Raw genomic sequence first — 26,769 nt, 5'->3', positions numbered from 1 at the left:
CGTGTTGTTATTTGATTGTAAAGTTAGATATAAAATTGTTTCAAAATTCGAGTTTACAATTATTTAATATAGTAACATTAATATTACATTAAAGGAACAAACTCTTAATTCGCATGTAACATTGTAATAATAAATATGCAATTTCTTTGCCTCAAAATTAACAACACACACACATGAAATTCAGATTTTTATTATTAACTCTTTTATTATGTTTTGTAACTTATGCACAAAACATCAAAACAATAAAAGGTTCAATTACAGACCAAGGTTCAAACAACGAACCATTAGCTTACGCAACAATTGTTATTAAAGGTACGGAAATTGGCGCAAGCTCTGACGAAAATGGAAAATTTATTTTAGATGCCCCAGAAGGAATTCATACATTAGAAATATCTTATGTTGGATACAAAACGAAAGAAGTATTAATTAATACTGCAAAAGACCAAATTATTACAGTTTCATTAGAAGCCGAAGACAACAGTCTTGAAGACATTATTATTACTGTCAAAACAAATAAAGGAAGTGAATCTGCTTTACTTAATGAGCAACGCAAATCTTTAGAGATTAAACAAAACATTGGTTCACAAGAATTATCTAGAAAAGGTGTTGGAGATGTTGCAACAGCAGTTACCAAAACATCTGGAATTAGTAAACAAGAAAGTTCAGGTGGCATTTTTGTCCGTGGATTAGGTGACCGCTACAACAGCACAACCATGAACGGATTGCCTATTCCGTCAAACAAACCTGATACAAAAAATATTAATTTAAATATTTTTCCGACGGATATTGTTGAATACATCTCAATTGACAAAACGTATTTAGCACGTAATTACGGAGATTTTGCTGGAGGAAATGTAGATATCATTTCAAAGAAAAATAATTCGAACGGATTTTTTAATATCGATTTAGGAGCAAACATCAACACAAACGCAGTTGGTCATAAAGATTTTCAGTTACAAGACGGAAGAAGTTATTTTGGTTTTTCTAACAACAAGCAACCAAATAATTCGTTAGATGGATTTAACTTTAATCATGCTTACAAATTAAAATCTGTAACTCCAGTTGCTGGTAATTTAGGTTTAAGCGGAGGTAAAAAATTCTTAGTTGGAACAGAAGGAATTTTAAATTTATTTGCCACTCTATCCTTTTCTAACGATTACGGATTCAAAGAAGGAATCAACAAATCGGTAAACGCACAAGGAATTGCAACTAACGATTTATATCAAAAAACAACAAGTTACAACACCAACACAACTGGAATGTTAAATGCAAATTACGACATCAATGCAAACAACAACATTTCTTACAACTTTTTGTTGGTAAACACTTCTTCTTTAAAAAATGACAACTTAAGAGGTTATATGCGTGACATTGCAGAAACGGAACAAGGTGGAATTTTGAATAGAAATACTTACGAACAAAATCAATTGATGGTTAATCAATTATTAGGTAAACACATTTTATCAGACAAAACAACATTCAATTGGGGAGCTGCTTACAATCACATTAAAAATGAAATGCCAGACAGAACTCAAAACAAATTAATGTACAACGAAAATATTAATGGTTATGGATTGGTTGGAAAAACAGCATCTGACAATCATAGATATTTTCAGAGTTTAACAGAAAAAGAATTTGCTTTTAACGCTTCTGTTGATTATAATTTCAATAAAAACGAAGACGATTCTTACAAAGGAAAATTAATTGTTGGTTACAACGGACGTTTTAAAGAACGTAATTTTGAAGCAACTCAGTTTATTTTAAGATTAGCAAATCAATATAAAGAAAACTATTTAGTTGACGAAAACAATTTAGACGGTTTCTTTAACCAACAAAATTACGAAGCTGGATATTTTGACATTGAAACGTTCCGTGGAAACAAAAACAATCCGAATGCTTTAGAGCCTCAATATTATAATGGTAAACAAAGTATCAATGCTGGATTTGTGAATTTAGAATACCAATTAAATCCAAGATTATTTGCTGTAGTTGGCGTTCGTTACGAAAACATCAATCAAAAAATTGATTGGAAAACGCAACTAGATTTTACAGGTGGTGAAAACACACTTAAGAAAAATGCTTTCTTACCTAGTTTAAATTTAAAGTATGAATTAAACGGAACTCAGAATTTACGTTTTGCATTCTCTAAAACATATACGTTACCACAGTTTAAAGAAAGAGCTCCTTTTATTTATGAAGAAGTTGATGAAGTAGAAAGTGGAAACCCAAATTTATATGCATCAGACGATTATAATTTTGATTTAAAATGGGAAATGTTTCCACAAAACGACGAAGTTTTATCTGCAACAGCTTTTGGTAAATACATTCAAAATCCAATCAATAAGATTACGATTTCATCATCTGCGAACGACTTAACATTTGTTAACTCAGGAAATTACGGATATGTTTATGGTATTGAAATTGAAGCTCGTAAAAACTTATTCTACTTTAATGACGATGATAACAATAAATTATCTGCTGGAGTTAATTTAGCCATCATGAAAACGCATCAAGAATTGGATAATGAAAAAATCAAATCAGAAACAAATTATTCGGCTCAATTTACCAATTCAACAAGTGGTTTCACAGGAGCATCTAATTTATTACTAAACGCTGATGTTACTTATTTTAAAGAATGGAATCAAAGAAATTTAATAGCAACTTTAGCTTACAATTATAATTCGGACCGTTTATATAGTATTGGTACAGAACAAAAAGGTAATTTAGTTGACAAAGGTTTTGGAAGTTTAGACTTAATTTTAAAAACGAAATTAAACAAAAATTTCTCTGTTGGATTAAATGCAAAAAACTTAACCAACCCAGCAATCAAACGTGTACAAGAAAACACAAACGAAGATATCTTAGTTAGATCATACAAGTTAGGTCGTTTTATAAGTGCTTCAGTAAAATATTCTTTTTAATCTCAAAGCAACTCTTTCAAAGGAGTTGCTTTTTTTATTTACACAGCTAACAATTTATTTACATAAAAAAAGCATTTCCTTAAATATTCAATAAAGTTTAGATAACTCAATTAAAAACAAACTTATACATCTTTGTATCACACAACACAATAAAAAATTAAAAACAAAAAAAATGAAAAAATCAATCAGAAACGCATTTGGAATTTTATTATTAATGTCGGCTGTAACTTTTGTAAGCTGTAGTAGCGATGACAATTCGTCAGATAATAATCAAGAACAACCAATTAACAATTCAGACTTCAAAGCTAATCCAGAAGATTTCAGAGGTAATATCAAATCTGGAACAGTAACTTTAGATGCAACAAAAACATATAAATTAACTGGAGCAATTATAGTAGAAAATAGTGCAACTTTAATTATTCCCGCAGGAACTAAAATTATAGGTTCTGGTGGAACTTCATCTTACATTGCAGTAGCTCAAGGTGGAAAAATCGAAGTTAACGGTACAGCTACAAACCCAGTTGTAATGACAAGTACAAATCAAACTCCAGGAAGTTGGGGAGGTTTAGTAATTTGCGGAAAAGCACCAATCAACAAAGCTATTCCATCTCAAGCAGAAGTTACAGGTTTAGCTTACGGTGGAACTGACGCAAACGACAATTCAGGTTCTATCAAATATTTAAGAATAGAATATTCTGGAGCGAACTTTAGTACTGAAAAAGAATTTAATGGACTTTCTCTATTCGGAGTTGGTAAAGGAACAAAAATAGAATACGTTCAAATTTACAAAGGTTCAGATGATGGAATTGAGTTTTTTGGAGGAACTGTTGATACAAAATACATCGTTTCTACCGGAAGTGAAGACGATTCTTTTGACTGGACAGAAGGTTGGAACGGAACAAATGAATATTGGTTTGGAGAACAAAGAGCAGATATTGGAAATCGTGGTGTAGAAGCAGATAACAATTCAAGTAATCACTTAGCAACTCCAATTTCAAATCCTACTATTTCTAACGTAACTTTAATTGGTAGAGGTGACGGAAGTGAGCCAGATGCATTTAAATTAAGAGTTGGAACTTTAGCAACAATCAACAATGTTGTAATCAAAAATTTCCCAGTTGGATTTAACGTTGAACATGACGAATCAATTGCAGGTGTTACAAACGGAACTTTAAAAGTAACAAATGTTAAATTTGAGAATGTAACAACAAAATCAAAAGGAAAAACTACCGCTGGTGCAACTGTTGATGTTTCTGCAATTTATACAGAAAACAATGCAGCAACAGGAGCTGGAAACGGATCTTCATTGCCAACTTGGGCTCAAGGTTGGACAATAGGTTTATAACTAATTATATTTATTTTTCAATTAACTCGCTATTTTTTTAGCGAGTTATTTTTTTGGTATGTTTTTTGAAAAAAATATATTATATTTATATCGAAAATTTATACTATGAAACAAAAATACATCCTATATATTCTTTTTTTTCTATTTATTACTTTAAGCGGATTTGCTCAAGAGAAAAAAAACAATTCTACAAAAACTGATGGAATAGAAGGTTTACAGATTTTTCCAAATCCTGCAACAACTGGTAGAATATACATTTCAACAGATCAAAACTCAAATTCAAGAGATGTCGTAATTTATGACATGCTAGGAAAAAAAGTTTTTGAAACTATTCTTTATGGAAATAACAAAGAAATAAACATAAGTAATTTAAATTCTGGCATTTATTTAATTAAAGTAACAGAAAACAACACTAGTGCTACACGTAAATTAGTTATTAAATAATTAAGGATTATTTACTTTAGAAACCTTTTTTACAGATTTGATTTCACAAATAACAATTACTTAACATTATTTTACATTAACTTTATGTTTTAAAGAAAAAATAAATTAATTTTGTACTATAATTTTTTAAATCAAATTGAATATGAAAAAAATCTACACTTTAGTTGCTGTATTAACTGCAACATTTGCTGCAAATGCTCAGTCAGAAATCATTACTCAATGGAATTTTGATGCTGCAGATCACACATTAGCAGTAAACCCTTCAACAGGAACAGGTACTTTCGGAATTATCGGAGGTGTTGAACTTAATTTAAATACTGATGGAACAATGCCAGGTGGTAACCCTACAAGTGGTAAAGGATACAGTATTAAAACTTTTCCAGAACAAGGAACAAATAGCGGAACAGCTGGTTTTCAATTCGCTTTAAGTACTACTGGTTATGAAAACATAACACTTTCATTTGATCCTAGATCATCTGGAACTGGTTCAAAATGGATGCAGTATGAAATGTCAACTGACGGAACAACATGGACAACTTTAGGAAACAACAACGGAGCATTAGCTAATGATTTTAACAATCCAGTTTCTGTTACTTTACCAGCTACAGCTGATAATCAAGGTTCAATAACTTTTAAATTAGTTTCTATTTTCGCACCTGGTACACAAGCATACGCACCTGTCGGAACCAATTATGGTACTGGTGGAGCTTGGAGAATCGACAACTTAACAATTAGCGGAGAGGAAATTGACACTGCTTCAACAATAGATAACAACATCGAAGGTTTAAAAGTGTATCCTAACCCAGCTTCTGAATTAATTAACATTACTTCAAATGAGTTAGGTATTAAAAATGTTACAATTTATAATATGTTAGGTAAAAAAGTTTTAGAAACTTCTACAGAAGAAACAGTAAACGTTTCAACTTTAACTTCTGGAGTTTACATTATGAAAATTTCTCAAGATGGTAAAAATGCTTCTAGAAAATTAGTTATCAAATAATATTTAGCTATAATTTTTTAATAAATAGGAAAATTCAATTAATGAATTTTCCTATTTTTTTTTGTTTTTATAGTTTTTTTCTATAATAAAAACTTACTACATCTTTAACTATAAAACAAAATTAAATTTACAAAATTTGCTATTTAAAAAACAATTTCATATTTTTAATTAAAATTTAAGAAAAAATATGAAAAAAATTTACACCTTATTTTTTGTTGCAATAACTTCAGTAAGTTTTGCGCAAACAACAGTTACAAAACAATTCAATGAATTTGGCTTTGCAAATGAAGAAGATGATCTTAGTGGAGACATCGATGAAAACATTAATTTTGTTACATTACAAAATGCCGCGTCTTTACCAGCAAAATACTTTACCAATGGTAACAGCATTAGACTTTACCCAGGAGAATCAGATGGTAATTCAATTGAATTTTATTTTAGTGAAGGAATAATTGTTTCTGAAATTATTATTACAGGAAATGCAAATTACACACCAGACGCAGGTTATTTCTTAAGCGGCAGCACAACTCCAACATCAATAACTGCCGTTGGAAACACATACACCATTTCAGGAATTGCCGCAACTGAATCATTTACATTTCAAAACACTATTAATGCAACTTCTGGAAATCAAATAAGAATTGCTGGAATTACAATTACTTATACAGAAGAAACAGCTTCAATCAAAGACAATAACATAGAAGGTTTAAAAGTTTATCCTAATCCAGCTTCTGAATTAGTATACATTACTTCTAATGAAATCGGAACTAAAAATGTTGCTATCTATGATATGTTAGGTAAAAAAGTTTTAGAAACTTCTACAGAAGAAACTGTAAATGTTTCAACTTTAACTTCTGGAGTTTACATCATGAAAATTTCTCAAGATGGTAAAAACGCTTCTAGAAAATTAGTTATCAAATAATTAAATTTATTATAACTTAAAAAACATCAACAATTGTTGATGCTTTTTTTATTTGTACTTTTGTAAAAAATATTCAACATCGTGTTTACAGCCGAAGATATTATATCAATCCACACCACCAAAGAGTTTCATAAAACTGCAATGAAAATATTTCGTTATCAATTTGAGCATAACGAAGTATATCAAAAATACTGTTTGCTTTTACAAAAAGACCCTTCAAATGTTAGACATTTAACTGAGATTCCTTTTTTACCAATCGAATTTTTTAAATCAAAAGAAATATTAAGTTCAATTGAACCTATTCAAGAAACTTTCACAAGTAGCGGAACAACAGGATTAGCCACTTCAAAACATCACGTAACCGATTTATCATTTTACGAATACAGTTTTAGAAATGGTTTTTCTAAATTTTACGGAAACATCGAAGATTATACTGTTTTAGCCCTTTTACCATCTTATTTAGAACGCGATGGATCTTCGTTAATTTATATGGTTAATGATTTAATCGAAGGCTCAAATCACCCAGATAGCGGATTTTATTTAAACGATTACGAAGCCTTAACTAAAAAACTAATCGAACTTGATTCTGACGGTCAAAATGTGTTATTAATTGGAGTGACTTATGCCCTATTCGATTTGATCGAATTGCAAAAATTTGAACTAAAAAACACCATCGTTATGGAAACAGGCGGAATGAAAGGAAAACGCAAAGAAATGATTCGCGAAGAATTACATCAGATTCTAAGCGAAGGTTTTGGAGTTCCGAAAATTCATTCGGAATACGGGATGACCGAATTACTTTCTCAAGCTTATTCTTTAGGTGATGGTATTTTTGAATGTCCGCCTTGGATGGATATTTTAATTCGTGACACCGAAGACCCATTAACAATTCTTGAAGATGAAAAAACAGGAGGAATCAATGTAATCGATTTGGCAAATTTCAATTCGTGTTCGTTTATCGCAACACAAGATTTAGGAAAAAAATATCCTGATTATAGTTTTGAAGTTTTAGGTCGATTTGACAATTCAGATATTAGAGGTTGCAACCTAATGGTTTTAGAATAAACAAAAAAAATGAGTTTCAGCGGAAACTCATTTTCTTTATGATTTAAACGAAACGCAAAACAAAATAGTTTTTCTTACCTTTTTGCAATAAAACAAATTCGTTATTAATTAAATCGTTTGAAGTTAAAGTAAATCCTTCTTGAACTTTTTCGCGGTTTACAGAAATTGAATTTTCAGCTAATGAGCGACGCGCTTCCCCGTTCGATTTCATAAAACCTGATTTCTCATTTAAAACCGTAACAATATCTAATCCTGCTTCTAAATCTGATTTTGCAATTTCAGCTTGCGGAACTCCATCAAAAACATCTAAAAATGTTTTAGAATCTAATTGTTTTAAATCATCTGCAGAAGCATTTCCAAATAAAATTCCAGATGCTTTTACCGCATTTTCAAAATCCTCACGAGAGTGAACCATTACCGTAATTTCTTCAGCTAATTTCTTTTGTAAAGCTCTTAAATGTGGAGCTTCTTGATGTTCTGCTGTTAACTTTTCGATTTCTTCTTTAGATAAGAATGTGAAAATTTTGATGTATTTTTCTGCATCAACATCAGATGTATTTAACCAATATTGGTAGAATTTGTAAGGTGAAGTTCTTTCGGCATCTAACCAAATATTACCTCCTTCAGATTTTCCGAATTTTGTACCATCAGCTTTCGTGATTAGCGGACAAGTTAAAGCAAACGCTTTACCTGCTTCCATTCTACGAACCAATTCCGTTCCGGTAGTAATATTACCCCATTGATCAGACCCTCCCATTTGTAAAGTACAAGATTTGTCTTTGTATAAATGTAAGAAATCGTAACCTTGAATCAATTGATACGTAAATTCTGTAAACGACATTCCGTCTTGAGCTTCGCCATTTAAACGTTTTTTTACAGAGTCTTTCGCCATCATATAATTTACAGTTATATGTTTCCCGACAGTTCTAATAAATTCTAAGAATGAAAATTCTTTCATCCAATCGTAATTATTAACCAATTCAGCAGCATTTTTTGCATCAGATTCAAAATCTAAAAAACGAGCTAATTGTCCTTTAATTGCATTTTGATTGTGGCGTAAAGCTGCTTCATCTAATAAATTACGTTCTGTTGATTTTCCTGACGGGTCACCAATCATACCAGTTGCACCACCAATTAATGCTAAAGGTTTGTGACCAGCAATCTGAAAATGTTTTAATAACATCACACCTACTAAGTGTCCAATATGCAATGAATCCGCTGTTGGGTCAATTCCCACATACGCAACACGCATCTGCTCCATCAAATGTTCTTCTGTGCCTGGCATTACGTCGTGGAGCATACCTCTCCAAGTCACTTCTTCAATAAAATTTTTCATATTGTTAAATTAATTTATGCAAATATAACCGAAAATAAAAGAGCATAAAAAGATTATATGTATTTTAGACAAAGAAAAACAAATCCTTACAATGAAAAATCTAACATATTCCATTTTAATTTTTTTATTGACTTTAGCTTCTTGCAAAAAGCCGATTGCAAACTTTACAGAGCCACAACCAAGCGAAAAGAAAAACCTTTCTAAATTACCCAATCGAGTTTTAGGAATTTATACAAATCCGGAATTGGGATACAAATTATCTATTAAAAGTGATTTAATCACTCGAACATTTTCTAGCATCGATACCGTTTCTTTGAATGAAATTAAAAATACGGAATCAGAAAACATGAAGCTTTTATCTCAACTTTCAGATTCACTTTACATTGTAGAATTTAATATTATAGACACACTTTTCAATTTAAAAAACGGTGATGTTTTAAGAAAATTAAATCAGAATTATTTTCTGAATGTAAAAAACGCGCAAGACAATTGGATCGTTTCCAAATTAAATTTTAAAAGTAACTTTTTAACGTTGAGCGAAATTACAAATGAAACTGAAATTGAATTACTTGACGAAATCACAAATCAAACAACTTCCGATTCTATTTATCCAAAAACATATTCGGTTAACAAAAAGCAGTTTAAAGAATTTGTGAAGAAAAATGGATTTTCTGAAAGTGAAATTTATATCAAATTATAAAAAAAGTTAAATTGAATTTATTTAATTCTCAAAAAACTAAATTTGCATTATGATATTAGTTACAGGCGGAACCGGTTTAGTTGGTGCTCATTTATTATTGCGGTTAACAGACGATAATCGAAAAGTAAGAGCGATTTTTAGAAACGAAAAAAACATTTCTAAAACAAAGAACTTATTCGAAATAATGAATAAAGAAAATTTGTTTTCAAAAATCGAATGGTTTAAAGCTGATTTGAATGACGTACCAGAACTCGAAGAAGCTTTTATCGACATCACAGAAGTTTATCATTGTGCAGCGATGGTTACTTTTACAGGTTCTGAAAACGAAAAGATGCAGAAAGTGAACATCGAAGGCACCGCAAACATGGTAAATCTTTCGTTGGCTTTTGATGTTGAAAAATTTTGTCACATCAGTTCAATCGCAACTTTAGACGAAACTATTATTGGTACGAATTTAATAGACGAAACAAGTAATTGGAATCCGAATGGAATACATAGCGATTATGCCATTTCTAAATTTGGCGGAGAAACTGAAGTTTGGCGTGCCGCACAAGAAGGTTTAAATGTGGTCATTGTGAATCCGGGTGTGATTTTTGGCATCGGATTCCCAGACCAAGGTTCAGGTGAAATCATTACAAAAATGAAAAGTGGATTTCCGTTTTATACTGATGGCAAAACGGGTGTTGTTTCTGCAAATGATGTGGTTAGTTGCATGATTGGTTTAATGGATAACAACATTTTCAACCAACGTTTTATTCTAGTTTCTGAAAACATTTCTTACAAAGATTTATTTGAAAAAATTTGTAACCTTTTAAATAAAAAAACTAATTTTTTAGAAGCAAAAAAATGGATGCTGGCAATTGCTTGGCGAATGGATTGGCTTTTAACAGCAATTATTCCAAACAAAAAAAGAAGCCTTTCAAGAGATCTTGCTACAGCTTCTTTTACAAAAGATTTATATAAAAATGATCTTATAAAAAAGACACTTAACTTTGAATTTGAAACATCTGATAAATTCTTAAAAGATATTATTTTAAAACAGATTTAAAATCTCTTATTCGTACAACTTGTGAGCTACCGATTGTATCTCTTGGATCATCTGGTAAAGTTTCAAAATATTTAATTCTCTTCTGCAACCTATTATTTATTGAATCGTAAATTTCTAAATAAATTTCTGGTTGCTGAATATAATAGTTGTTCAACTCAATAAATGATAAACTATCCAAATTATATTTACTAAGTATATTTTGTGGCAATACTTCTTTAAAAACCGAATCTTTAGAATAGTTTGATCTCGATGCCGTAACTAAAGACAATTCAAACATCAAATCAGTCATTTCGTTTTTATCTAAAAACTTTGCTGGCTTTTCGAGTGTTTTACTACATCCAAGAATGGAAAGTAATAAGAGAAATAGAGTTATTTTTTTCATTTTATCTATTAAATAATAAACGTTTTCCGAATTTTCCATCAGAAATCACGCCATTTTTCATTGCAAAATTTCCATTTACAATCGTAGAATCAACTTTAGCCGAAAATATTTTACCTTCAAACGGTGACCAACCGCATTTAGCGACAACATTTTCTTTAGTAACTTCCCATGGATCATTTAAATCTACAATAGCCAAATCAGCAAAATAACCTTCTTTTATAAAACCGCGATCTTCGATTTTAAAAAGTTTCGCAGGATTATGAGCCATTTTCTCAACTACCTTTTCGATAGAGATTTTACCTTCTTTTACAAATTCTAACATAGCAACCAAACTATGCTGAACTAAAGGACCGCCAGAAGGAGCTTCGGAATATTTTTTAGATTTTTCTTCTATCGTATGCGGCGCATGATCTGTTGCAATAACATCAATACGATCATCCAATAATGCTTCCCAAATTTTTTCTCGATCTGTAGCCGACTTCACTGCTGGATTCCATTTGATAAAGTTTCCTTTCGTTTTATAATCTTCATCCGAAAAAGTCAAATGATGTACACAAACTTCTGCAGTAATCATTTTTTCTTCTAGCGGAATATCATTTCTAAACAAATCGGTTTCAATTCCGGTACTCAAATGAAAAACATGCAAACGCGCACCCGTTTTCTTTGCTAGCTCAATTGCTTTTGACGATGATTTATAACAAGCTTCAGCACTACGAATAACAGGATGCTGAGAAACAGGAATATCATCACCGAATGTTTCTTTAGCTTTTGCCAGATTTTCGCGAATGGTTTGCTCATCCTCACAGTGAACTGCAATTAACATTTTTGTCGACGAAAAAATCTTTTCTAAAACGTCTTGATTATCCACCAACATATTTCCTGTTGAAGAACCTAAAAATAATTTAATCCCTGCTACATTTCGCGGATTTGTTTTTAAAACTTCATCTAAATTATCGTTCGTTCCGCCCATCATAAACGAAAAATTCGCATAAGATGTTTCACTTGCTATTTGATATTTTTCTTCAAGAATTTCTTGTGTTACTGCATTCGGAACTGTATTTGGCTGTTCAATAAACGAAGTCGTTCCACCAGCAATTGCAGCTTTAGATTCAGAGTTTATATTTCCTTTATGTGTTAAACCAGGTTCTCTGAAATGCACTTGATCGTCAATCACTCCCGGAAGTATTACTTTATCAGTTGCATCAAAAACTTCAAATCCATCTAAAATCTCGATATTTTCGGCAATCTTTATAATACGTTCGTTTTGTATCAAAAGATCACTTGTAAAAACCGAACCTTCATTAACGATTGTTCCGTTTTTTATTAGAATTGAACTCATTTATATTTTGTTTAGTAGTTTTTTTATTCTTAGTTGTAACACGCCAAAAACTGCTTCTTTAAAAATACCACTCGACATTTTTGAAGCTCCTTTTGTACGATCTGTAAAAACAATGGGTACTTCTTCGATTTTAAATTGTTTGCAATAGGCACGATATTTCATTTCTATTTGAAAAGCGTAACCTACAAATTTAATTTTCTTTAAATCGATTTGTTCTAAAACATTTCGTTTGTAACAAACAAAACCGGCAGTTGTATCTTGAATGGTCATTCCTGTGATAAATCGTACATAAACCGACGCGAAATAAGACATCAAAACACGATTCAAAGGCCAGTTCACCACATTTACACCGGTTACATATCTTGAGCCAATTGAAACATCTGCTCCATTTTGACAAGCTTCTAATAAACGTAATAAATCTGTTGGATTGTGAGAAAAATCAGCGTCCATTTCAAATACATAATCATATTTTTTCACGATTGCCCAATAAAATCCATGAACATAAGCTGTTCCTAAGCCATCTTTTTTTAATCGTTTTTCAAGAAAAATTCGGTTTGGGTATATCGTAGCAAACTTCAAAACCTGTTCTGCCGTACCATCAGGAGAATTATCGTCAACCACTAGAATATCAAACGAAACTGGCAAACTCAAGACCGCCAATAAGATGTCCGAAATGTTTTCAATTTCATTATAAGTTGGAATTACAACAATATTTCTACTCATTTAATTATTTATTTACATGCAAAAATAAACTTTTATTACAACTAAATCTTAATATCAATGTAATAAAAACTTGTCTAATAAATTATTAACTTTACCTCGAATTATGAATATAGATTTTATACCAAGGTTAACGAGCTCGGGAGATTGGGCAACCTTACTTTTTATTCTAACTTTTGCATTATTAACTGTAAACAGAAATGTATTTGCAGTTCGTTTTCATGATTATATACGCTTGATTTATTCTGATAAATATTTAAAAATATACAAAGATTCGAGTAATTTAAAGAGTTGGTTTACGATATCAATGTTTTTTATTCAGTTGATTTCTTACTCTTTTTTCATTCATATCGCAATGAGTTATTTAGATTTTAGCAATATAAATTCGCTAATTGACTTTTTAAAAGTATTCAATTTTTTAACATTCTTTATACTTGGAAAATATTTAATAGAAAAAATCATAGCAAACTTTTTTAACATTGAAGATTTTACAGAACAGTACAATTTAATAAAAGTCAACTACAGAACTTATCTAGGCTTATTGATCCTACCTGTATTAATGTTTCTTTTCTACACAAAAACACAAGAAATAATCATCATATATTTCATTTTATCTATCATTTTACTAACAAACCTAATAATGTACAGTGTTATTTTAAAGAATCATCAAAAATTAATACAAAAACATATATTGTATTTTATTTTGTATCTTTGCACTTTAGAAATAGCTCCGTATTTATTAATCTATAAATTACTGACTACTTCAAAGTTTTAAAGAATTTTTATCATGAAAGTGAAAACAATTTTGGTTTCCCAACCAGAGCCTAAAGTAGAAAACTCACCATACTTTGAAATACAACAAAAGTATAAAGTTAAAATCGACTTTAGACCATTCATTCACGTTGAAGGTGCTACAGCAAAAGAAGTTCGTCAACAGAAAATTGACTTAAATAATTACACTTCAATTATTTTAACGAGTAAAAATTCTGTCGATCATTTTTTTAGAGTTGCAGAAGAAATGCGTTATAAAGTTCCAGAAACTCTTAAATATTTTTGCCAATCAGAAGCAATTGCATATTATTTACAGAAATATGTTGTTTACAGAAAACGCAAAATTTATGTTGGAATGAAAGATTTTAAAGATTTATCTCCTTTGATAAAAAAATTCAAAGATGATAAATTTTTGTTACCTGCTTCTGACAAATTAAACGATGACGTTCCATTAACATTAAACGAACTTAATGTTGATTGGAAACAAGGTGTGTTTTTCAGAACTGCCATGAGCGATTTATCTGATTTAAGAGATGTTAAATATGACGTTTTAGCTTTTTTTAGCCCTACAGGTATAAACTCTCTTTTTATGAATTTTCCTGATTTTGAACAAAACGAAACACGAATAGCTGTTTTTGGAAGTACAACTCAAAAAGAAGCTTTAGACCACAATCTTAGAGTTGATATCATGGCTCCAAGTGCAGAATCACCCTCTATGACAATGGCTCTAGAAAAATATTTAGCCAAAGTAAACAAATAAAAAAATCGCTCTTAAAAGTTTATATTTTAAGAGCGATTTTTTTTGAATAATAACAACAAGTAAAAAGCCAATTAAAAAATTAATTGGCTTTTTAAATTATAATTTAGGACCAGCTTCTACCAAAGCTTTACCTTCTTCGTTATCTGTGTATTGAACAAAATTCTTAATAAAACGTTCAGCTAAATCTGTTGCTTTAACTTCCCACTCAGCAGCTTCTGCATAAGTATTTCTAGGATCAAGAATTTCTGTATGAACACCTTCTAAATCTGTTGGAACTGCTAGATTAAAAATAGGCACAATAGTAGCCTCTGCTTTCTCCATAGAACCATCTAAAATACGATCAATAATAGCACGCGTATCTTTAATAGAAATACGTTTTCCTGTACCATTCCATCCTGTATTTACCATGTAAGCCGTAGCTTTATGTTCTTCCATTTTCTTAACTAATTCTTCACCATATTGTGTTGGATGAAGCGACAAGAAAGCTTTTCCGAAACAAGCTGAAAAAGTAGGCTCTGGTTGAGTCACTCCTCTTTCAGTTCCTGCTAATTTTGCAGTAAATCCAGAAAGGAAATAATATTTAGTTTGTTCTGGTGTTAATATTGAAACTGGAGGCATTACACCAAAAGCATCAGCTGTTAAGAAGATAACTTTTGTAGCATGACCAGCTTTAGAAACTGGCTTAACAATATTTTCAATATGTTCGATTGGATAAGAAACACGCGTATTTTGCGTTACAGAACCATCTTTAAAATCAATTTTTCCATTCTCATCTAAAGTAACATTTTCTAACAAAGCGTTTCTTTTGATAGCTCCAAAAATATCTGGTTCATTTTCACTACACAAATCAATTGTTTTTGCATAACAACCACCTTCAAAGTTAAAAACACCATCGTTATCCCATCCGTGTTCATCATCACCGATTAATTCACGTTTAGGATCTGTCGATAAAGTTGTCTTTCCTGTTCCTGATAATCCGAAGAAAACAGCTACATCTCCATCTTTACCTTTATTTGCAGAACAGTGCATTGAAGCCATTCCTTTTAAAGGTAAATAATAGTTCATCATAGAGAACAGCCCTTTTTTCATTTCTCCGCCGTACCAAGTACCGCCTATTAATTGCATTTTTTCCGTTAAGTTGAATGCAACATAAACTTCAGAATTTAATCCATGAGCTGCATAATCTTTGAATGATGTTTTCGAAGCGTTAATTACAACGAAATCAGGTTCACCAAAGTTTGCTAATTCTGCTTCAGTTGGACGGATAAACATATTTTTTACAAAATGTGCTTGCCATGCAACTTCCATAATAAATCTAACTTTTAAACGCGTATCTTCATTTGCTCCACAAAAAGCATCAATTACATAAAGTTTTTTTCCTGACAATTCTTTAGTAGCATTTTCTTTTAATGCTTCCCATGTATTTTGAGAAATCGGTTTATTATCGTTAATCGCTTTATCAGAAGTCCACCAAACAGTATCTTCTGTAACAGCATCTTTAACAATGTATTTATCTTTAGGTGAACGACCTGTAAAAACACCTGTCATAACATTTACTGCTCCTAATTCAGAAACTTGTCCTTTTTCATATCCCGCTAAACCATCCGCTGTTTCTGCTTCAAATAATTCGTCATAAGAAGGATTGTAGAAAATTTCTTCTACATCAGTAATTCCGTATTTATCTAAAGATAATGTATTTAAAACATTCATATCTATAATTATGTGTTGTGTTATTTTGCTACAAACTTATGAATTTATTTAAATAAATTTATATTAATTATTATTTTTTTGTTTCCTTACATTAAAAGCAACAAAAGCCCAACTAACCATGATTAAAAGTCCTCCAATCGGAGTTATCGGACCTAAAAATTTAAAATTAATCCCTGATAAATCTTGTGTAGCTAACAAGTAAATTGAACCAGAAAAAAACACAACTCCAAATGTTAAAATGATAGTTGCTATTTTTTTAGCTTTATCAGTCAATAAATTACTACTTGCTACAAACAACAAAAACAAAGCTTGATACATTTGATATCTCACACCTGTTTCAAAAGAAGTTAGTTGTTGTTCTGTTAAAATAGCTTTTAAAGCATGAGCTCCAAATGCGCCCAAAATAATTGAAATAAGTCCAAAAATAATTGCAGTCCTAATAAGCTTTATACTCATCATTGTTTTTTTATGTAAATATAAGTTTTTATCATTTTCTAATCATTAAAAATAACGCAAAAAACCACATCCTTAAATATAAAATTCCTATTTTAGCAACCCAAAACTAAACAAACTATAAATTCATAATGAAAAATATCTTAATTATTGGTGCTGGTCGTTCGGCCACTGCATTAATTAAATATCTACTTGACCATTCCGAAACAGAAAATTTAAAATTAACTGTCGCCGACTTAAACATTGAACTAGCTAAAAAAAGCACTTTCAATCACCCAAATGCTTCAGCCATTTCTCTTGATATTAGTAACGAAATCGAAAGACGAAATGCTATTGAAAAAGCAAACATCGTAATTTCCATGTTACCTGCATTTATGCATATTGAAGTTGCTAAAGATTGTATCTCTTTCAAAAAAAATCTAGTTACTGCTTCATATATCAGTAATGAAATGCGTGAATTGGACGAGCAAGTTAAAAATGCTGGATTAATTTTCATGAACGAATGCGGTTTAGATCCAGGAATCGACCACATGAGCGCCATGAAAGTTTTAGACCAAATTCGTGAAGAAGGTGGAAATCCAATTCATTTCGAATCATTCTGTGGTGGATTAGTAGCTCCTGAATCTGACAACAATTTATGGAATTACAAATTCACTTGGAATCCGAGAAACGTAGTTTTAGCAGGTCAAGGTGGTGCAGCAAAATTCTTACAACAAGGCACCTATAAATACATTCCATATCAACGAATTTTCCGCAGAACCGAATTTTTAGACATTGAAGGTTACGGACGTTTTGAAGCTTACGCAAATAGAGATTCGTTAAGTTACAGAAAAGTATATGGTTTAGAAAAAGCACACACTATATATAGAGGAACGATTCGTAGAGTTGGATATTCTAGAGCTTGGAATTTATTTGTTCAATTGGGACTGACCGATGATTCGTATCAAATAGAAGGTTCTGAAAACATGACCAATCGTGAATTTATTAACTCATTCTTATATTATCATCCAACGGATTCTGTTGAAGTTAAATTCCGATTAACTTTAAGTATTCCACAAGATGATGTAATTTGGGATCGTTTAATTGAGTTAGATTTATTTAACGATACCAATAAAATAGGATTGGTTAATGCAACTCCTGCTCAAATTTTAGAAAAAATATTAGCCGACAAATGGACGTTAGATCCGGATGACAAAGATATGATTGTGATGTATCATAAATTCGGATACGAAATAAATGGCACAACTAAACAAATCGACGCAACGATGGTTTGCATTGGCGAAAACCAAGTACAAACTGCAATGGCAAAAACAGTTGGTTTACCAGTTGCAATAGCAACGTTATTGATTTTAAACAATAAAATTTCTACAAAAGGTGTAATTATGCCCATTGAGAAAGAAGTTTACCATCCTATTTTAGAAGAACTAGAACGCTACGGAATTATTTTCAACGAGATTGAAGTTCCATATGAAGGCGAAATCATGTAATATCAAAAACTCCCGATTCAGTTAGAATTGGGAGTTTTTTTTATTGAACTTTTTCAAAGGTCAGAAAGCGTCCATCGTATTCGCTTAGTAATAAACTATTTCCATTTTTATGGAAATAAAAAACTCCTAAAGGATTTGAATTACTTCCCAATTTAACCACTGTATTTTCATACAAAACTTCTTCATAATAAATAGAATAAGGTATTGTTTGAGATTCAGTTAAATTTCCAATAGGAACATCAAATTCAACATTACTCTCAATTGTTAAACTCATATCTGAGCTAAAATGATAAATAACTTCTTCATTTGAATTTAAATCATAATTTTCATTCCAAAACGTTTCAATTTTTTTGAGCTTCCAGCTCCCTACAAAATCATCATTTTCTAACGTTTCGTCATCATTAGAACAACTAACAATAGTCCCAATTAAACATAAAAACAAAATACTTTTTTTCATAACTTATTAATTTACATATAAATAAATATACAAAAAAATTAAATTCCTTTCGGAATCGCATCAATTAGTTTTTTGGTGTATTCTTTTTGAGGTTTCGAATAAATAACGTCAGCATCAGCCATCTCTTCAATTTTCCCTTTATTCATCACTATAATTTGGTCTGACATATATTTTACAACCGCCAAATCGTGTGAAATAAAAATATAAGTAAATCCGAAATTTTCTTTTAACTCATTCAATAAATTCAAAACCTGAGCTTGAACTGAAATATCTAAAGCAGAAACCGATTCGTCACAAACAATTAATTTAGGTTGAAGCGCAACTGTTCGTGCTATTCCGATTCGTTGACGTTGTCCACCAGAAAATTCGTGTGGATAACGGTCAAAATACGATTCGTCTAAACCAACTCGTTCTAAAATCTCAACAGTTTTTTGTTTACGTTCATTATCGTTCTTAAATAATTTATGAACTTGCATCGGTTCCATAATTGCTTTTCCGACCGTAATTCGTGGATTTAATGAAGCAAACGGGTCTTGAAAAATAATCTGAATTTCTTTACGCAGCGTCTTAATTTCTTTTGATGTTAATTTAGTAATGTCAACACCTTTATAAAAAACAGCACCTGCAGTTGGCTTATCCAATTGCAAAATAGCATTTCCTAAGGTTGATTTTCCACAACCACTTTCACCAACCAAACCTAAAGTTTCGCCTTCATAGATTTTAAAACTCACATCGTTAACAGCTTTAAAACCTTTTTTATTTCCGAATAATCCAACATTAGAAAAATATTCTTTTTCTAGGTTTTTAACTTCTAATAAAGGTGGTTGCGCATACAATTCTTTTAAATGATTTTCTCTTTCTTCGGTTGTATAAATTTCGGTTTGAACCGAATCACTTAAAAAATCTTGAATCGTAGCTAATTTTTTTACACGAACATCCATCGAAGGACGAGAAGCAATTAAAGCTTGCGTATAAATATGATTTGGATGATGAAAAATATCTGAACTCAAACCTTGTTCCACAATTTCACCTTTATACATAACCAACACACGATGTGCAATTTCTGAAATCAACGACAAATCGTGTGAAATAAAAATGATGCTCATCTTAGTTTCGGCTTGAATTTCTTTAAGTAAATGAATGATTTCTTTCTGAACGGTAACATCAAGTGCAGTTGTAGGTTCATCAGCAATCAATAATTTCGGTTTGCAAGCCAAAGCCATCGCAATCATCACGCGTTGTTTTTGTCCGCCCGAAATTTGATGTGGATATTTATTATAAATTTCTTCTGGATTAGGTAATTTCACTTTTTCAAATAAAGCTAAAACCTCGGCTTTGATTTCTTTTTCTGTAAGATTTGTGTGTTCTTCAAACATTTCAACTACTTGTTGACCACATTTCATCGATGGATTTAAAGAACTCATCGGTTCTTGAAAAATCATTGCCATTTCATTTCCGCGAATTTTTCGAAAATCATTCGAAGAAAAATGCGTAATATTTTGATTGTTAAAAATAATTTCTCCTTCTGAAATCTGAGAAACATCTTTAGGTAACAATCCCATTAAAGCCAAAGAAGTAACCGATTTTCCAGAACCAGATTCACCGACAATTCCTACAATTTCATTTTCATAAACATCGAACGAACTTCCTTTAATTACCGAATTCCATTCGTTTTCACGAAGAAAAGAAATGACTATATTTTTAACCTCAATTAGTTTATTCATCTGAAAAAAATTACAAAACTAAATTAGTTTTAATTTATTAGAATTCATAAAAAAACTGCCCTTAAGGTGACTAATCTTAAAGGCAGCTTTAAAAAAACAAACTAAACACTTTTTATGTACAAAAACACAACATTATGCAACTTTTGAAACGTTGTAATCTTTAACAACCGTCATCACAACCGGAGTTGCATTGGTTAAATTATCATAGATTGGACAACGTGCTTTTACTTCATCCATCCAATATTTAATCTCGGTTAACGAAGCATTTGTAGATGGTTTAATAATCACATCAATGGATTTGAATCCTGCACGAGAACGCGTTTTAATACCGTCAGATTTTTTAGATTCAATAACTCCAGTTATTTCAACCTGAATAGATTGCAAATCGAAATTTTGTTCGCGAGCAATAATTTTCCCAACCGCGTTAATTGCACCGGCAATTCCGGCAAGTAAAAACTCCAACGGACCATTACCATCGGCTGATTCATCACTTACAATTTGATTATTAATTTTGATACTTAATTCTTTAGATTTCACGACAAATTGTGCGTCGTTGCTTGAAAAACCTAAAACTGATATATTTTGTAAACTCATTTTATTCTATAAAAAAAATCCTTTTGAAAAAGCTCAAAAGGATTGTATTAAACACTTAACATATTAAATCACATCACATTTGAACATTACATTCGAAACTTCGAATAATGGCACATCATCTTAAAATTTTTATTAATCGTCATCATATTATTTTTAATTCAAAAAAAAAATCCTCTACATGTGCAGAGGATTCTTAATTAGCTATATTTTGATAAATTTATTTAGCGCATACAAAACCTCTGTCGGTAAAAACCCACATATTTTTCATTGTATGATGCTTAATAAAATTCATTTTTTCTTTTTTATTTGATGTTGCAAATCTCTGCAACTATTTTTTAAATTAGATAAAAAATCTAAATTTTAACTTTTTATTAACACTTGAACTTAAACAGAAAACAATTCATTTTCTGTTAAAATAGGCTGTCTTTTAAGCTTTAACAACACTTGAGCAACAGCAACCACATCTTTTTCACAATAGATAATTATTCTATCAATATCATTTTCTACGTAAAATATTTCGGCAACCTGACTTCCATCTATATCATCTTTCGGTGAAGGAATCCCTAAAATATGTGTCAATAATTTTAAAGAAGTGAAGTGTTTATAATCGCCAAATTTCCATAATTCCATCGTATCCAAATGTGGAATTTCCCACGGTTTTTTACCAATTGCATTTAATTTACTTGGAATTTCAAGTCCATGAATAATCATACGGCGACCAATAAAAGGCAAATCGAATTCTTTAATGTTATGTCCGCATAACACAATTTGCGGACTTGCGAAATGGTTTTGCAGTAGATTGGAAAAATCTTGCAGTATTTTAATTTCATCCCCAAAAAAAGAAGTTGTTCTAAACTGACGGACATCATTTTTAATCACAAAATATCCGACGGAAATACAAACAATTTTTCCGAATTCTGCCCAAATCCCGGCACGTTGATAAAACTCTTCTGGAGAAACATCTTCTTTACGCTGATAAGCTGTTTTTTCGGCAAATAAAGTTTGACTCGTTTCATCTAAATCCGAAAATTTATGAACCTCAGGAACCGTTTCTATATCTAGAAAAAGTATATTTTGTAAATGAATTTTATCTAACATCTTATTATTGATTTATCATTTGTAAAGCTTCATCGATATAAACATACAAATCGTTACTATGTGCATCGGTTTTGGTTTGCAAGCCTTTTTTGTGACCTAAGCGAACAATGATTAAATCGTCTTCTGGAATCACTATCACAAATTGACCTAAATGACCACGCATATAATAAATTTGCTTATTTTTATAATTCGAAAGCCACCACCCATAACCATATTGTGGACTTTCTGAGAAACGCGGATGAATCGATTTTTCAATAAAATCTGCTGAAATAATTTGTTCGCCATTCCACTTTCCGCCTTGTTTATATAACTTTCCAAAACGAGCGAAATCCCTAGCATTACTGGCAATACAGCAATAAGCTTTTTCTACACCATCTCCTTCATGGTCAATTTGCCAAAGCGCATCTTGCTCCATTCCCAAAGGTTTCCAGAAATAATTAGAAACAAAATCAGACAATTTCATTTTGGTTGCTTTTTCTAAAACCATTGCCAACAATTCTGTATCACCACTTTGATAAATAAATTCTTGTCCAGGTTTTTTATCAACTGGCAAACTCAACATCAATTCACGTAAATCTTTCTTAAAATAGGCTTGCGAAGTTAACGAAGTTGGTCCGTAATAATCTTCAATCCAACTGTGTCCAGAAGCCATACTTGCTAAATCACCAACTGTAAGTTCGTTCGCATATTTTCCTTTCAATTCAGGAAGATAATCAACAACTTTGGTATCTAAACTTGGAATCATTTGTAAATCGATTGCTTTACCTAAAGCCGAAGTTACAATACTTTTTGCCATTGAAAACGAGTTGGTTTTTGACGTTTGACTTCCAATATCAAAATAACTTTCGTGCCAAATACTATCGCCTTTGATTATTAAAAATGAGGTTGTTTCTAACTCTTTATGCGTTTGATTTAATTTTTCGGTTGCAGGAACTTTATTGTAATCTTTTGAAACAAGCCAAGGTTGCGCCGTTCCTTTTTCGATGGTTCGATTATCGAAATATTCATAGTCATCAAGGAAAGCTGTTTTATGACCAGTTAAATAAGTAACTCGAACGCCACGAACTAAATATCCGTACCCAAAAATATATAAAAGTGAAATAATTACAAGTAGAATTATGACAATCCATTTTATGATTTTTAAAAGAATTTTAAAGAATTTTTTCATAACGATTTTTGTTGAATACTAAAGATAATAAATTTTATTCATCATCTAACTGAAATAATTCATTTACAGAAACATCAAACATTTTCAACGTAATAACATTTATTTATATCATAAAACAACATATTTGATTATTTTAGTAAACTATACTAAATCAGCACATTTTGAAAAATATTTTTCTATTATTTATCATTATAAATTCATTTTTATCCAACGCACAACTCAATAAAAGTGGAGATATTATAAAATTAAATGACTATCTTTCTTTGAAGAAAACTGAAAAAGGATACGTTTTTACTGATTATAAAGGAATTGTTTCTAAAGAATACACTTACGCTTATATACCTGATTCGTCGGGGTTTATAGAAACTATGATTGTTCCACCACCTGATAAACACATCATTTACGCAAGTAATCCTTGTTACACAACCGATAATACAGAACGCAAAACGTACCACATTTTTGAATTAATGAAAGAACTTGGAACAATTGAAAAGTATTCTTTTGAAAATGAATTGACTTTCAGTAATATAAAAGACGGACGAACGGGAGATTATGGTTGGGTTTTAATCAATGAAAAATATGCAATGGTTACACCCGATGGCAAATTTCTAACAGATCTTAAATATGATGCAATCGGTTGGTTTGATGATAGAGAAAGTCCTTTTAATTTTTCAAGAAACCGAACTTTACTTTTCAATCAACGTAAAGAGAAGAAGACAAACATTACTGTCATACTTGATAAATTTACAGGAGAAGAACTATTTGCAACAAAAGATAGCATTGTGAAATATTGGAATGCAGAAAACTACTTAATAAAAAAATCAAAAAACAAATACCTCCTTGTTTACAAATCTAAAGTACATAACGTTCCTAAAGAGTTTATCAATTTAGATGGATTACCTATCGAAAGTTCAATTTTCACAAATATAAGAGCCAGAAAAGATGCTCTTTTTATGGATATAAACGGAAAAAAAATAAAAAGTGAATTGAAACCATTAACAAATTTCTACAAAGGACATTGTATCGTTTTAGAAAAGATTTTGGAGGAACAAGAATTTAATTATTACGGCGAACCATTGTATCGTAAGGAAACAAACATAGTTAAAATTATAAATGAACAATTTGAAACCATAAAAATATTAGAGACTTTCGAACAAAGAGATCATTTAGAATCTAATAGATATAACGATTATTTTAATGATTACGGACAGATTATTGTTTCTAACCGGAAAGAATCGTATGTAATGGATTATATGGGGAATACCATTTTTAAGATTGATAAGAAAGGTACCCAAATAGAAGAAATTTACAAAGGAATATATGAAGTTAATGATAATGGAAGTGTATATTCAAATTTTTACAATCAAAAAGGAGAAAAAATAATCAATCAAAAACTTCTGAATATGTACAAATTTGATAGTTTTAAGTTTAAGGAAGGAATAAGTGAAAATTATTTTACGTTATATTATCATCCAAATTTCCCATTGATTAAACTAAATAAAAACAATGACATAATTTTTTCAGAATATCAATAAAAATTTTCATAACAAAAAAGCTCTATAAAGTTTTCACCTTATAGAGCTTAAAGCTTTTAACTAACAGCTTAAAACTGACTTATAAATTTTGAAAGAAATCGTTTCCTTTATCGTCAGTGATGATGAAAGCAGGGAAATTTTTCACTGTAATTTTACGAACAGCTTCCATTCCTAATTCTTCAAAATCAACCACTTCAACTTTCAAGATATTATCTTGAGCTAAGATTGCTGCTGGTCCACCAATTGAACCTAAATAGAAACCACCGTGTTTTGCACAAGCATCTGTAACTTGTTGCGAACGATTACCTTTTGCTAACATAATCATAGATCCGCCAGCTGCTTGGAATTGATCTACATAAGAATCCATACGTCCTGCAGTTGTTGGTCCGAATGAACCCGATGGCATTCCGTCTGGAGTTTTAGCAGGTCCTGCGTAATAAACTGGGTGGTTTTTGAAATAATCTGGCATTCCTAAACCATTATCTAACATTTCTTTGATTTTAGCGTGAGCAATATCACGTGCCACAATCACTGTTCCGTTTAACATCAAACGTGTTTTGATTGGATATTTCGTTAACTCAGCTAAGATATTTTCCATTGGCTGATCCAAATTGATTTCAACCGGAGCTTCTAAATGCGGAGCTGTTTCTGGCAATAAACGCGCTGGGTTTGTTTCTAATTGTTCAACGAAAATTCCTTCAGAAGTAATTTTTCCTTTGATGTTTCTATCAGCAGAACAAGAAACTCCTAAACCAACCGGACAAGAAGCTGCGTGACGAGGTAAACGAATCACACGAACATCGTGCACTAAATATTTTCCTCCGAATTGTGCTCCAACTCCAGATTCTTGGCAAATTTGTTTTACTCTTTCTTCCCACTCTAAATCACGGAAAGCTTGTCCAGCCATATTTCCTGTAGTAGGTAAATTATCGTAATAACCAGCAGAAGCTTTTTTCACAGTTGCTAAAGTAGCTTCTGCAGAAGTTCCTCCGATTACTAAAGCTAAGTGATAAGGAGGACAAGCAGCCGTTCCTAAATCCATAATTTTAGCTTTGATGAAAGCTTCTAATGATTTTTCGTTTAATAACGATTTTGTTTGTTGGTATAAAAACGTTTTGTTTGCAGAACCTCCACCTTTTGCTAAAAATAAAAACTCGTACGAATTTCCTTTTTTAGAATAGATATCAATCTGTGCTGGTAAGTTTGAACCTGAGTTTTTCTCTTCGAACATTGAAATCGGAACGATTTGAGAATAACGTAAATTCTTGTTTACATACGTATTAAAAATACCTTTCGATAAAGCTTCAGCATCATCTGCGCCAGTATAAACATTCTCACCTTTTTTAGCCATCACAATTGCAGTTCCGGTATCTTGACAAGAAGGTAATTCTCCGTTTACAGCAACTGCAGCATTTTGTAATAAGTTGTAAGCTACAAAACGATCGTTATCTGTTGCTTCTGGATCATCGATAATCGCACGTAATTTTTCTAAATGCGAAGTACGTAACATAAAAGAAACATCAGTCATGGCAACTTCTGCTAACAATTCTAATCCTTTTGGATCAACTGTTAAAATTTCGCGATCACCTAATTTTTCAATTTTTACGTAATCTGAAGAAATTTTGCGATATTGTGTATCGTCTTTTTGTATTGGAAATGAATCCTGATATATAAAATCGATCATTTTAATTTAGTTTGTGTAAGTCTTACAAATTTACAAAATCAAAAATCATTAACTCTTTAGAACTTGTCTAAATTATTTAATTTTAACAAAAGTTATGAATTTAATT

24 protein-coding genes are annotated in these 26,769 nt (G+C 31.0%); 12 read left to right on the top strand and 12 right to left on the bottom strand.

Features of this window, described 5'->3' with window-relative positions:
* Positions 1-173: 173 nt before the first annotated feature.
* The 6 genes from HW119_RS07410 (at position 174) to HW119_RS07385 (ending at position 7,697) form a co-directional block, all read left to right on the top strand.
* A complete protein-coding gene (locus HW119_RS07410; RefSeq protein WP_177762717.1) occupies positions 174-2,921 on the top strand; it encodes a TonB-dependent receptor in 2,748 nt (915 codons plus the stop codon).
* 172 nt (positions 2,922-3,093) lie between these two features.
* Positions 3,094-4,266, top strand: coding sequence for a hypothetical protein (locus HW119_RS07405; RefSeq protein WP_177762714.1), 1,173 nt, complete (start codon positions 3,094-3,096; stop codon positions 4,264-4,266).
* Between the two features lie 105 nt (positions 4,267-4,371).
* Positions 4,372-4,710, top strand: a complete 339-nt coding sequence (locus tag HW119_RS07400; protein WP_177762711.1) for a T9SS type A sorting domain-containing protein — start codon at positions 4,372-4,374, stop codon at positions 4,708-4,710.
* A gap of 142 nt (positions 4,711-4,852) precedes the next feature.
* The gene (locus tag HW119_RS07395) at positions 4,853-5,710 is read left to right on the top strand and encodes a T9SS type A sorting domain-containing protein (RefSeq protein WP_177762708.1); all 858 of its coding nucleotides are present in this window, start codon (positions 4,853-4,855) and stop codon (positions 5,708-5,710) included.
* 187 nt (positions 5,711-5,897) lie between these two features.
* Positions 5,898-6,632 carry a T9SS type A sorting domain-containing protein gene (locus tag HW119_RS07390; protein ID WP_177762704.1) on the top strand — a complete coding sequence of 245 codons (735 nt, stop codon included), beginning with the start codon at positions 5,898-5,900 and terminating at the stop codon, positions 6,630-6,632.
* An 81-nt stretch (positions 6,633-6,713) separates the two neighbouring features.
* Positions 6,714-7,697, top strand: coding sequence for an acyl transferase (locus HW119_RS07385; protein WP_177762701.1), 984 nt, complete (start codon positions 6,714-6,716; stop codon positions 7,695-7,697).
* A 43-nt stretch (positions 7,698-7,740) separates the two neighbouring features.
* Here the strand turns inward: HW119_RS07385 and tyrS are convergent, their stop codons facing one another.
* Positions 7,741-9,033, bottom strand: coding sequence for a tyrosine--tRNA ligase (gene tyrS, locus HW119_RS07380; RefSeq protein ID WP_177762698.1), 1,293 nt, complete (start codon positions 9,031-9,033; stop codon positions 7,741-7,743).
* A 91-nt stretch (positions 9,034-9,124) separates the two neighbouring features.
* Between tyrS and HW119_RS07375 the strand changes: the two genes are divergently transcribed.
* Positions 9,125-9,733 (top strand): hypothetical protein, encoded by a 609-nt coding sequence (locus HW119_RS07375; protein WP_177762694.1) that lies wholly within the window; start codon positions 9,125-9,127, stop codon positions 9,731-9,733.
* Between the two features lie 49 nt (positions 9,734-9,782).
* On the top strand, positions 9,783-10,781 hold the full coding sequence (locus HW119_RS07370) for an NAD-dependent epimerase/dehydratase family protein (RefSeq protein ID WP_177762691.1): 999 nt from the start codon (positions 9,783-9,785) through the stop codon (positions 10,779-10,781).
* Here the strand turns inward: HW119_RS07370 and HW119_RS07365 are convergent.
* From HW119_RS07365 to HW119_RS07355, 3 genes are read right to left on the bottom strand one after another with little or no spacing between them, the layout of a single operon-like run.
* Positions 10,762-11,163 (bottom strand): DUF4296 domain-containing protein, encoded by a 402-nt coding sequence (locus tag HW119_RS07365; protein ID WP_177762688.1) that lies wholly within the window; start codon positions 11,161-11,163, stop codon positions 10,762-10,764. The genes HW119_RS07370 and HW119_RS07365 overlap by 20 nt on opposite strands.
* Position 11,164: 1 nt before the next feature.
* The gene (locus tag HW119_RS07360; protein WP_177762685.1) at positions 11,165-12,502 is read right to left on the bottom strand and encodes a dihydroorotase; all 1,338 of its coding nucleotides are present in this window, start codon (positions 12,500-12,502) and stop codon (positions 11,165-11,167) included.
* Positions 12,503-13,225: a polyprenol monophosphomannose synthase gene (locus tag HW119_RS07355; protein WP_177762682.1), complete on the bottom strand. Its 723-nt coding sequence runs from the start codon at positions 13,223-13,225 to the stop codon at positions 12,503-12,505. It lies immediately after the preceding gene.
* A 103-nt stretch (positions 13,226-13,328) separates the two neighbouring features.
* Here HW119_RS07355 and HW119_RS07350 point away from each other — a divergent pair, with 103 nt between their 5' ends.
* Positions 13,329-13,997 carry a DUF4271 domain-containing protein gene (locus HW119_RS07350; protein ID WP_177766565.1) on the top strand — a complete coding sequence of 223 codons (669 nt, stop codon included), beginning with the start codon at positions 13,329-13,331 and terminating at the stop codon, positions 13,995-13,997.
* 12 nt (positions 13,998-14,009) lie between these two features.
* Positions 14,010-14,753, top strand: a complete 744-nt coding sequence (locus HW119_RS07345; protein WP_177762679.1) for a uroporphyrinogen-III synthase — start codon at positions 14,010-14,012, stop codon at positions 14,751-14,753.
* A 96-nt stretch (positions 14,754-14,849) separates the two neighbouring features.
* Here HW119_RS07345 and pckA read toward each other — a convergent pair whose 3' ends face one another.
* Both pckA and HW119_RS07335 read right to left on the bottom strand, forming a co-directional pair.
* The gene (pckA, locus tag HW119_RS07340) at positions 14,850-16,463 is read right to left on the bottom strand and encodes a phosphoenolpyruvate carboxykinase (ATP) (protein ID WP_177762676.1); all 1,614 of its coding nucleotides are present in this window, start codon (positions 16,461-16,463) and stop codon (positions 14,850-14,852) included.
* Positions 16,464-16,526: 63 nt separating this feature from the next.
* Positions 16,527-16,922: a DUF423 domain-containing protein gene (locus tag HW119_RS07335; protein WP_410503980.1), complete on the bottom strand. Its 396-nt coding sequence runs from the start codon at positions 16,920-16,922 to the stop codon at positions 16,527-16,529.
* 125 nt (positions 16,923-17,047) lie between these two features.
* On the opposite strand from HW119_RS07335, the gene HW119_RS07330 reads away from it, so the two are divergent.
* Positions 17,048-18,403 (top strand): saccharopine dehydrogenase family protein, encoded by a 1,356-nt coding sequence (locus tag HW119_RS07330; RefSeq protein ID WP_177762673.1) that lies wholly within the window; start codon positions 17,048-17,050, stop codon positions 18,401-18,403.
* A gap of 40 nt (positions 18,404-18,443) precedes the next feature.
* Here the strand turns inward: HW119_RS07330 and HW119_RS07325 are convergent, their stop codons facing one another.
* From HW119_RS07325 to HW119_RS07305, 5 genes are all read right to left on the bottom strand, one after another.
* Positions 18,444-18,860, bottom strand: a complete 417-nt coding sequence (locus HW119_RS07325; RefSeq protein ID WP_177762670.1) for a hypothetical protein — start codon at positions 18,858-18,860, stop codon at positions 18,444-18,446.
* Between the two features lie 38 nt (positions 18,861-18,898).
* Positions 18,899-20,584, bottom strand: a complete 1,686-nt coding sequence (locus HW119_RS07320; protein WP_177762667.1) for an ABC transporter ATP-binding protein — start codon at positions 20,582-20,584, stop codon at positions 18,899-18,901.
* 132 nt (positions 20,585-20,716) lie between these two features.
* On the bottom strand, positions 20,717-21,178 hold the full coding sequence (locus tag HW119_RS07315) for an OsmC family protein (RefSeq protein WP_177762664.1): 462 nt from the start codon (positions 21,176-21,178) through the stop codon (positions 20,717-20,719).
* A 384-nt stretch (positions 21,179-21,562) separates the two neighbouring features.
* Complete coding sequence (locus HW119_RS07310; protein WP_177762661.1) at positions 21,563-22,276, bottom strand: 3'-5' exonuclease; 714 nt, start codon at positions 22,274-22,276, stop codon at positions 21,563-21,565.
* A gap of 4 nt (positions 22,277-22,280) precedes the next feature.
* Positions 22,281-23,444: a serine hydrolase domain-containing protein gene (locus HW119_RS07305; protein WP_177762658.1), complete on the bottom strand. Its 1,164-nt coding sequence runs from the start codon at positions 23,442-23,444 to the stop codon at positions 22,281-22,283.
* Positions 23,445-23,605: 161 nt separating this feature from the next.
* Between HW119_RS07305 and HW119_RS07300 the strand changes: the two genes are divergently transcribed.
* Positions 23,606-24,979, top strand: a complete 1,374-nt coding sequence (locus HW119_RS07300) for a hypothetical protein (RefSeq protein WP_177762656.1) — start codon at positions 23,606-23,608, stop codon at positions 24,977-24,979.
* A 79-nt stretch (positions 24,980-25,058) separates the two neighbouring features.
* On the opposite strand, the gene HW119_RS07295 is transcribed toward HW119_RS07300, so the two are convergent.
* Positions 25,059-26,660, bottom strand: coding sequence for a fumarate hydratase (locus tag HW119_RS07295; RefSeq protein ID WP_317171534.1), 1,602 nt, complete (start codon positions 26,658-26,660; stop codon positions 25,059-25,061).
* Between the last annotated feature and the right edge of the window lie 109 nt (positions 26,661-26,769).

Source organism: Flavobacterium sp. I3-2, from assembly GCF_013389595.1.
Classification (GTDB): domain Bacteria; phylum Bacteroidota; class Bacteroidia; order Flavobacteriales; family Flavobacteriaceae; genus Flavobacterium.
Note: the sequence above shows the minus strand (reverse complement) of the source record. Positions and strands in the feature narration are given on the sequence as shown.